The sequence below is a fragment of the Pseudogracilibacillus amylolyticus (SeqCode) genome, assembly GCF_051918545.1.
GTDB lineage: Bacteria > Bacillota > Bacilli > Bacillales > Amphibacillaceae > Pseudogracilibacillus.
The window spans coordinates 1-9077 of record NZ_JBPPZG010000166.1 but is presented as its reverse complement, the minus strand read 5'-3'; the positions used below and the strand labels follow the sequence as shown (position 1 = coordinate 9077).

The 9077-nt window shown below is 35.8% G+C and carries 9 protein-coding genes; 1 reads left to right on the top strand and 8 read right to left on the bottom strand.

Features of this window, described 5'->3' with window-relative positions; translation table 11 throughout:
* Nucleotides 1-248: PhoU domain-containing protein (locus tag ACPYKA_RS15730; RefSeq protein ID WP_479543164.1), on the top strand; the 248-nt coding region annotated here is incomplete at its 5' end.
* Nucleotides 249-670: 422 nt separating this feature from the next.
* Here ACPYKA_RS15730 and ACPYKA_RS15725 read toward each other — a convergent pair.
* From ACPYKA_RS15725 to ACPYKA_RS15690, 8 genes are all read right to left on the bottom strand, one after another.
* Entirely contained in the window at nucleotides 671-2821 is a 2151-nt protein-coding gene (locus tag ACPYKA_RS15725) for a Tex family protein (RefSeq protein WP_479543167.1), read from the bottom strand.
* Between the two features lie 515 nt (nucleotides 2822-3336).
* Nucleotides 3337-4137 carry an RNA polymerase sigma factor SigB gene (gene sigB, locus ACPYKA_RS15720; protein WP_479543163.1) on the bottom strand — a complete coding sequence of 267 codons (801 nt, stop codon included), beginning with the start codon at nucleotides 4135-4137 and terminating at the stop codon, nucleotides 3337-3339.
* On the bottom strand, nucleotides 4112-4594 hold the full coding sequence (rsbW, locus tag ACPYKA_RS15715; RefSeq protein WP_479543162.1) for an anti-sigma B factor RsbW: 483 nt from the start codon (nucleotides 4592-4594) through the stop codon (nucleotides 4112-4114). The genes sigB and rsbW overlap by 26 nt, the downstream gene beginning before the upstream one ends.
* Before the next feature lie 3 nt (nucleotides 4595-4597).
* Nucleotides 4598-4933: an STAS domain-containing protein gene (locus ACPYKA_RS15710; RefSeq protein ID WP_479543166.1), complete on the bottom strand. Its 336-nt coding sequence runs from the start codon at nucleotides 4931-4933 to the stop codon at nucleotides 4598-4600.
* Between the two features lie 67 nt (nucleotides 4934-5000).
* The gene (locus tag ACPYKA_RS15705) at nucleotides 5001-6011 is read right to left on the bottom strand and encodes a PP2C family protein-serine/threonine phosphatase (protein WP_479543161.1); all 1011 of its coding nucleotides are present in this window, start codon (nucleotides 6009-6011) and stop codon (nucleotides 5001-5003) included.
* Between the two features lie 316 nt (nucleotides 6012-6327).
* A complete protein-coding gene (locus ACPYKA_RS15700) occupies nucleotides 6328-6711 on the bottom strand; it encodes a DUF4870 domain-containing protein (RefSeq protein WP_479543160.1) in 384 nt (127 codons plus the stop codon).
* Nucleotides 6712-6841: 130 nt separating this feature from the next.
* Entirely contained in the window at nucleotides 6842-7087 is a 246-nt protein-coding gene (locus tag ACPYKA_RS15695; RefSeq protein WP_479543159.1) for a hypothetical protein, read from the bottom strand.
* Between the two features lie 618 nt (nucleotides 7088-7705).
* Entirely contained in the window at nucleotides 7706-8995 is a 1290-nt protein-coding gene (locus ACPYKA_RS15690; protein WP_479543165.1) for a penicillin acylase family protein, read from the bottom strand.
* Nucleotides 8996-9077 lie beyond the last annotated feature (82 nt).

Below are 9077 nucleotides of genomic sequence, written 5' to 3'. Positions count from 1 at the left end.
AGACATATTCTAATTCAGTTAATGCTTTTAAAAAAAATGATCTAAAGTTAGCAAGAAAAAATATTCAGCTACAGTCAACAATAAATCAATTCGAGAAAGACATTAAATTTGAACATTTTAATAGTTTAATTAATAATCAAGAGTATAATCCAGAAATTAGTGCAGTTTATTTAGATACTGTCAACCAACTATTTCAAGTTTATCATCACTCAATCAATATCTCGCGAACAGTAATGGGGTTAATTTAAATAGTGTTAACCATTAATGACATATAATAATTAAACACTGTTTGCCAGTGGTAAAGCTAGCAGACAGTGTTTAATTGAATTTTTCTCCTCTTAAAGTACGTGTTCAAAAAGGAGGATAAAAAGGACCAAGTCGACTTACGGAAGATCCCCTGCCGCATTTAGATACATGAGCAAAGGTCTGGCACGCAGGAAAAGTGATCTTCTTTTCCAAGGAAACGCTCTAGCACGCAGAAAAAGTGCTTTCCTTTTTCAAGGAGCGGTGAAACAAGCCAACGAGCTTCCACAGGATGTGGTGACTTCGACGTTCGACACAGGACGTGTCGGTATTTAGTCGAAGTTCCCCCTAATGCAGTGCCATTTTTACCGGACTTTTTGAACATCCTCTTAAATTGTAAAATCTTTTGCGAAGCAATTTATATTTTTTATTTCACCATCGTCAATGCTATACGCCCTCTTTTAACATCAACATCGTCTACCCAAACAGTAACGACATCTCCAACTGATACTACATCCATTGGATGCTTCACAAATCTAGTCGATAATTTGGAAATATGGACAAGTCCATCTTGTCCGACCCCAATATCTACAAATGCTCCAAAGTCTACAACATTCCTGACTGTTCCTTCCATCTCCATACCTTGCTCTAAATCTTCTAATGACAACACTTTTTGTTTTAAAATTGGTTGTGGAAAATCATCTCGTAAATCTCGGCCTGGACGTCTAAGTGCATCAATGATATCTGTTAATGTAGGCTTACCAACAGCTAATTTTTCAGCCATCTCACTCACATTAACATTCGTTAATGCCTCGCGTAATTGTTCAGTTCCGACATCAGTTAAAGCAAAGCCAATTTCTTTTAAAAGTTTTTCAGTTACTTGATAACTTTCCGGGTGAATCGGTGTTCGATCAAGTGGGTGCTCTCCATCGATAATTCGTAAAAATCCAATACTTTGTTCATACGTTTTTGGTCCGAGTCGAGGAACTTTTTTCAGTTCAGACCGATTCGAGAATTTACCAAGTTCTTCGCGTTCTTTAATGATGTTTTTTGCAGTTGTCTTACTTAAACCTGCTACATGTTCTAATAACGAACTAGATGCCGTGTTAACGTTAACTCCTACCTGGTTTACCGCAGTTTCGACAACAAAATTTAATGAACTCGTTAATTCCTTTTGACTCACATCATGCTGATATTGGCCGACTCCGATTGATTTCGGATCAATTTTTACGAGCTCTGCAAGCGGATCTTGTACTCGTCTAGCGATTGAAACAGCACTTCTTTCCTCGACCTCAAGATCCGGAAATTCATCTCGAGCTTGTTCCGAAGCGGAGTAAACACTTGCACCAGCTTCATTGACAATTATATAAGGAATGTCGAGTTTATTTTTTTGAATAACGTTAGCGATAAACTGTTCTGTTTCTCTAGAAGCTGTCCCATTTCCGATTGCAATGAGCTCGACCTCATATTTTTTCAATAACTGAAGAACAACTTTTTCTGCACCAGCTACATCATTTCTTGGCGCCGTCGGATAAATGACACTTATTTCAAACATTTTTCCAGTTTCATCAATAACCGCTAACTTACAACCAGTCCGAAATGCCGGGTCAACTCCTAAAATCGTTCTCCCTTTTAACGGTGGTTGAAGCAGTAAGTTTCGTAAGTTCTCTGAAAAGACACTAATCGCTTGCTCTTCTGCCGCTTCTGTTAATCTGTTTCTTATTTCTCTTTCAACTGACGGTTCGATAAGTCGTTTATAACTGTCGTCAATTGCTTCTGTTAAAATCTTCATACAATCAGAAGACTTATTATCCATCATGACTTGCTGTTTTACGTATGTAATAATTTTATCCACTGGGGCTTCAATAGTAACTCGAAGAACGTCCTCTTTCTCTCCCCTATTTATTGCTAATACACGATGAGAAACGAGTGTGCGAACCGCTTCAGAATACTCATAGTACATTTTGTAAATCTCTTTATCATCTTTCTCAGGATCTTTTACTTCTGTTTTAAGTACTCCCTGTTTCCATGTCGTTTCACGTATAAAATCTCTATACGCCGGATCATCAGATATCCACTCTGCAATAATATCATTTACTCCTGCGAGCACCTCTTCAATCGTGTTAAGCTCATGTTCTTGTGAAAAATACTTTGCTGCTTCTTCTTCAATATTCTCTACAGCTTGATCCCACACAAGTTCCGCAAGTGGTTCAAGTCCTTTTTCTTTGGCAATCGTTGCTCTAGTTCGTCGTTTTTGTCGATAAGGCCGATATAGATCTTCAACTCGTTGTAATTTTGTGGCACTTTCAATTTCTTTTTGTAAGTCCTCAGTTAGTTTTCCTTGTTCATCTATAAGGCGAATAACTTCTTCCTTTCGCTCTGAAAGTTGAACCGCATATTCCCAATTATCTTGAATCGTTTTAATAGCCACTTCATCTAAGCCACCGGTCGCTTCTTTACGGTAGCGTGCGATAAACGGTACAGTATTTCCTTCGTCTAGTAAAGATATTACTTGTTTTATTGTCGATTCTTTCATATTAATTTCTTTTGCTACTAATGAGATTAAGTCTTCTGCCATGCCTATCTCTCCTTCCACATCATTCATTTTACCAAAGATAATCGAGATAATACATGTTAATTTGATTACGAATTGTTTTAGGTACATTTTACCTGTAAATGAACGACTTATCTGCGGATAATTTGATTTATCCACGCAATATCCGAATATGAAGCGTCATTTTCAATATAACCACAAAACACAAAAAAACTCCAACCTTAGTATGGCTAGAGTTTTTTGTAATATTTTCGTAATATTCTGTAATCTGTAGATATATTTATAGTACGGAAGGAAAGACTAGATGTTAGTCTTCACTATTAATGCGTGTTCAAAAGGAGGATAAAAAGGACTCGTCGGCTAAATGAGCTGACGTCCTGTCAGCAACGCCGACACTAGTACGTCCTGTACGTCGGAAGTTCGAGGCGGCGCAGTTTCGAGCAGCGGAATGTATGCATTTAGATACATGAGCGGCGGAGAAGCAAGCCAACGAAGAAATTCGCAGTGTCATTTTTACCGGACTTTTTGAACATCCTCTATTAATCTACAATAAAATAATTATCCGACTCTGTTTCTAGTACTTCTCTAAGTTTTCTTAATGAACGTCTCTGTAGTCGAGACACATGCATTTGGGATATTCCTAATAATTCTCCTACTTCTTGTTGACTCAAATTGTCGAAAAAGATGTATTTTAGAATTTGCTGTTCACGTTTCGGTAAAACGTGGAAAACACTCTCGAGCATCATATGTATATCTGCTTTTTCATAATTTTTTTCTTCTTCGCCTACTAAATCCAATATAGAGACAGCACCTCCCTCTGTATCCACTTCATGCTTGTAATCCACTGACAATGCATGATAACTTTTTGTCATTTCCATTGTCTCCAAAACTTCTTCCTCTGAAACTTTTAAATAATCTGCAATTTCCCGAACTGTCGGCGATTTTTGTAGTTTATTTGTTAACTCATCAACTGCTCGATTTATTTTTGGTCCCAGTTCTTTAATACGACGTGGTACGTGTACGCTCCAAGTTCGATCCCGGATAAACCGTTTAATTTCCCCGATGATTGTCGGAATGGCAAAGGCCTCAAAAGATTTTCCTAATTCCTTATCAAACCGTTCTACAGAAATTAATAATCCGATAATGCCAACTTGAAACAGGTCTTCATGATTACCCCTATTATGTGAATACTTTCGCGCTAATGAATGGACAAGCCTTTCATAATGTAACACGATTTTTTCTTTTACTTCTTCATCGTCAGGAGATTTTTGTAAATGTTCAATCCAACTGTACACATCGCTTTCTTCTTCATTTTTATTGTTTTGCTTGGACTTGGTCATTTACATCCACCTCGGTTTCATCGAGATACTTTGTCATTAATACTATGACTCCATATTCATTGTTGATTTCGACTTTATCCATCAAAGCATTAATTAAAAATAAACCAAACCCTCCTTCACGCATTTGTGAGACAGACTTTAAATGATCACTTTGAGTAACAGGGCCGATTCGATTTTTTATTTCTTCAAAGTTGAAACTTTCCCCTTGGTCAGATACCATCACTTCTAACCGGTTTTCATAGACACCAAAACCAAGTGTTAATTCGCCTTTTTCTTTTTTCTCATATGCGTGGGCAACAACATTTGTTGCTGCTTCAGAGAGTGCGACTTTTAAGTCTTCGATCGCTTCATAAGAAAATCCCATTCTACTGGCAATTCCGGAAATGCTTAGCCGAATTACTCCTACATATTCCGCTTTTGCGGGTACCTTCATTTCAATAAAATCAAAGTCTTCCATCAGTTACTCCCCCCTGTCTTTTTCGTCTAAGGCCATGATTTCATGCAGGCCAGTTACTTTAAATAAACGGAGTACACGATCCCGAACATGAATCAATTTTAATTCTCCATCGTTCTCTTTCGTCGATTTATAAGCACTAATAAATACACCTAGACCAGTGCTATCTAAGTAGTTTATATTTTCAAGATCTATTTTAACCTTATTGCCTTTTTGCTCCGTTAAGGGAAGGATTTCTTCTTTTAATTTCGCGGCTGTGTAAACATCAATTTCACCATGTAGTTTTACAACACAATAATCCTTTTCTTCCAACACATCGATCGTTAAATTCAATATTATCACCTCGTCTATCTGTCGGTTACAATCGTTATTCATCTCTCAAACTGTATATTCCCATACTTTTGAACTATTAAACTACTTTTTTAATAATAATTAAAGTAAAATCATCTTTTAATTTAAAATCGTCTAACTGATTAAAATGCATATAGACATGTTCAACATGTTTTTGAGCTGGTAAATGAGCATACTTCTCAATAACTTCAATTACTTCTTCCCGTTTTATAAAACGTTCTCCTCTTCTACACTCTGTTACCCCATCGGTTAAAAGTATAATCAAATCATCCTTTTCAATTTCTACTTCATATTGCGGATAATATGTATTTTTCAAAACCCCGAGGACAAGTCCTTTCGTATCAAATTCGACAAAAGATTTTTCTTTTGCCTTATATAAAAATCCTGGTTCATGACCTGCAGACGCAAAACGAAACATACTAGTCTTCGGAAAAAATTGTCCGTAAAACATTGTTATAAACATGTTTGAAGCAACGTTTCGTTCCACAACTCGATTCAAATTACGTAAAATACCACTCGGACTCATTGCTTCTTCATAAAAACTATCCATTGCATACTTGATCATGGACATGGATAAAGCAGCAGGTACCCCTTTCCCAATTACATCCGCAATAGCAACTCCTAAAGCCCCATTTTCTGCCTTAATAAAATGATAATAATCGCCATTCATCTGATGAAAAGGAACGCTTATTGCTCCAATATCAAGCGTTTCAATGCTCGGAATATCAGTAGCTAGAAGCGTTTTTTGCATATTAGCAGCCACTTGGATTTCTGAACGTAATTCAATCTGTTCTAGTTTTAATTCTTCATATTCTTCTTGGGCAACACGATATGCGATCAATGCCTCTAATAAAAAGTCCAGCGAACGCCTGTAATCGTTAAAAACATCACCATATAATGTATCAATTGCATCAATATGTATTCTAACAATTTCCTCTGGATAAATATTTCTACTAACGAATGATATACTCATTTGTTTCGCTTCTTCTAAATAACATTTATTATTACTTTCCAAATATTGCTGTAATAATTTTTTATATGCCTGTCTATCTGCTTTTATTTTATGCATATGCTTAAGTCTCCCTATCTATGTTTTTTACTGACCGTACATATGATTTGGTTCCCCTGTAAATATGTATTTGCTTATGTATTATATCAAAATGTTACCAATTTAAAGATGATTGTACTGGTGATTTTAATAACATTTTAATTACTTTTTTGTAACAAACTACTTAAAGCAGGTCATTATTCAAATAATTGCTATTTTTGAAAACTCAGCTTGATACGTTATGGCGTCCCGAGCTGTACGTATTAATTCGATTTTTTAGTTGCTATATGGAGGCTAAATTTATCCATAAAAAAACGAGCAAATTTATTGCCCGTTTTTACTTAATCAATCGGAAAATTAATGGTATTCTGTACATTTCTCCGTTATAAGCTTTTACTGCGGCAATAATTGTAAATACAAAAGCTGCAATTCCTACAATAGGAGCTAATAAAAAGCCAATGAGGATAACCATTGAGATAGCTGCGACAATTCCATAAACAAAATATGAAATAACAAAATTTAAATATTCCTTACCATGATAATCAATAAACGCAGATTCTTCACGTTTGATCAACCAGATAATAATTGGTCCAATAATGGTTGTAAAAAAGCTTGTCACATATATGAGCATTGCGAGTAATCGCTCATCACTAGAAGTAGTCACTTGTTCACCTCTTTCATTCTGATCAATTATAATGATTTCATCTTTATTGTCAGACATACTTTTCACCTCTTTTAATAAGCTATGTCTCTAAAAAAGTTAAAATAACTTGTTTAAATAATATCATTATTAATAGCTTTTTACCATGGTAAAAAAGCCACAGTGAACCTACATGAGGAAAAAGAAGCACTTAAACATTTTTCAACCTTTCAACATTTTCAATAATAAGTCCACTATTTATCATTGGTGGCATGCGTATACCACTGATCTGTAAGTTTTGTTTTGGCACCGTGTAGATAATCTCGTTTGCTAAAAACTCAAAACTTTTTTCCAGAGCAGTTATCGTCACAAGTTCACCCGCACAGCCGCGATTTAGGACAAATTCTCTACCACCTTGTGGAATAAAGTCATACGGTATATCACTTATGATTATCACCTTTCCTAAAAGTTTAGTAATATCATTACCTTTATATAGAAAAATAATCCCTTTGAAACCGAATGGAAAACGCTTTATTCATTAATTTTTAATAAACGTAGTAAATCATTTTTATTATGAACTAAATCTTTAATCGTATATTGATCAAATACTGCGAAAAAAGCTTGTAATTCGCGATCAAACATGCAAAGTGGATAGAAATTATGCTATTGTACCTATATAGTAGACAGTTTTAGAAAGTTGCTCAAGTTGGGATGAAGGTTGCTCAAGTCTAGGATGGAGTTGCTCAAGTCTAGGGTGCAGTTGCTCAAGTTGGGGTGAAGGTTGCTCAAGTCGAGGGTGCAGTTGCTCAAGTCGAGGGTGGAGTTGCTCAAGTTGGGGTGAAGGTTGCTCCAGTTATGCCAAGTCACGAAAAAACATGCTGAGTGAATCAAAATTATGCTAAATAACGAAAAAAACTATCCAAATTTACGTCGTAGTCGTTTATGGAAATTAGCTATAAAGTTTACAATAGCGGAAAAAAATCCGAACTAATACAAACTTGAATTGAAGAAGTTTTAATGATAGTTCGGATTTTTCTATGACTAAAATACTTTTCTCCTAACCTTTTTGAGAAGACTAATCATTTTCAGGTTCTATTAATAATACTGACCCTTCATAATCCGAGAGAGCCGTTTCATGGTATATCCCTTCTATCCAATCCACTGTTTGGTCGTTATAAAAAGGGCTAGAAAAATGTCCAGACTGGCCGGGACCAACAATATGATGGCCGGTTGTTATATCTGAAAAATCAATGACAAAACGCCACGATGCGCCATGATCAACGATTCCCTCTTCATTATGACGCGCTGCCATAGGAGTTACAGCACTGCCATTAACAGGTAGCGGCTTCTCTTTATGAAATAGATATTCTAAACCTTTATTTGCACTTGCTAGCGGGTGTTCAAATTGTACTTGGTGGTAATCGCCCCATTTCCATTTAGACTGATCTATTCCATACTCCGCTTCCAATATTCCAATCGCTTCATTAAGTGAGGATTGAAGCACATTTATTAAACCGCCATTATCATCAATCCAGATAGAGTTATTTCCAAGGCGTAATAATTCATCTGTCGCCTGCCCCTTACTGCTAAATAACTCCATTACTTCATCATCAATTTCATCATATAACAGATTTTCAATTTCGTTCATCCAATACTCGAATAGTAATGGTTGCGATAAATTAGCATCATCATTGTAATTCCATTTTTCAAGAAGTTGGAGTGCATGTAATTCTGTATCTGATAAAGGTTCATCTTTTAGCGTTTCAATAAACAATGGGACAAACTCACGCGCTCTTAAATTTACGGTATCCATTTGTAAATTTTTCATATCTTGAATCGTTAATTGATCATTTGGCTGAAGCACTTCGAAAATCCGTTCATATCGATAAGGTTGCGCCCAAACATTACTAATATGGTGTGGATACTCTTCACCGGCTATTTTATTGTTGGCTGTTGCGATAAACCCTTTTTTAGGATTCACGAGTTTTGGTAGCTCATCAAACGGAATAAAATCTTTCCATTGATATTGTTCTTCCCAACCAGGTAGTGGTAATAATGCATCCTTCCCATTTTCATATATAGGAATTTTTCCATTTGCTTTATATGCTATTGTTCCATCTGATGCGGCAAACACAAAATTTTGAGCAGGTGCATGAAAATCTTCTAATCCCATTTCAAATTCTTCCCAATTTGTTGCACGATTCAATTGCAAAATAGCATCGAGCTCTTTTGTTTTATCCAATGCTGTCCATCGTAGCGATAATACCGTATCTTTTCCGCTTTCTTTTGCAAACTCTGAAATAATCGGTCCATTCCTTGTTTCTACCACTTCATAATCAATCGTTTTTTCTCCTTTTACATGGATTGGTTCTTTAATTAGGGTCTACTGAACATCTGATTTTTAGAAACAACAACTTTTTAACTGTTGGATGGGAAATTATTTTCTT

What these genes read in the sequence shown, in the direction of transcription:
- sigB (WP_479543163.1), bottom strand. Translation starts at nt 4,137, where the DNA reads ATGACCAAGTCCAAGCAAAACAATAAAAATGAAGAAGAAAGCGATGTG.
- ACPYKA_RS15700 (WP_479543160.1), bottom strand. Translation starts at nt 6,711, where the DNA reads ATGTCTGACAATAAAGATGAAATCATTATAATTGATCAGAATGAAAGA.
- rsbW (WP_479543162.1), bottom strand. Translation starts at nt 4,594, where the DNA reads ATGGAAGACTTTGATTTTATTGAAATGAAGGTACCCGCAAAAGCGGAA.
- ACPYKA_RS15705 (WP_479543161.1), bottom strand. Translation starts at nt 6,011, where the DNA reads ATGCATAAAATAAAAGCAGATAGACAGGCATATAAAAAATTATTACAG.
- ACPYKA_RS15725 (WP_479543167.1), bottom strand. Translation starts at nt 2,821, where the DNA reads ATGGCAGAAGACTTAATCTCATTAGTAGCAAAAGAAATTAATATGAAA.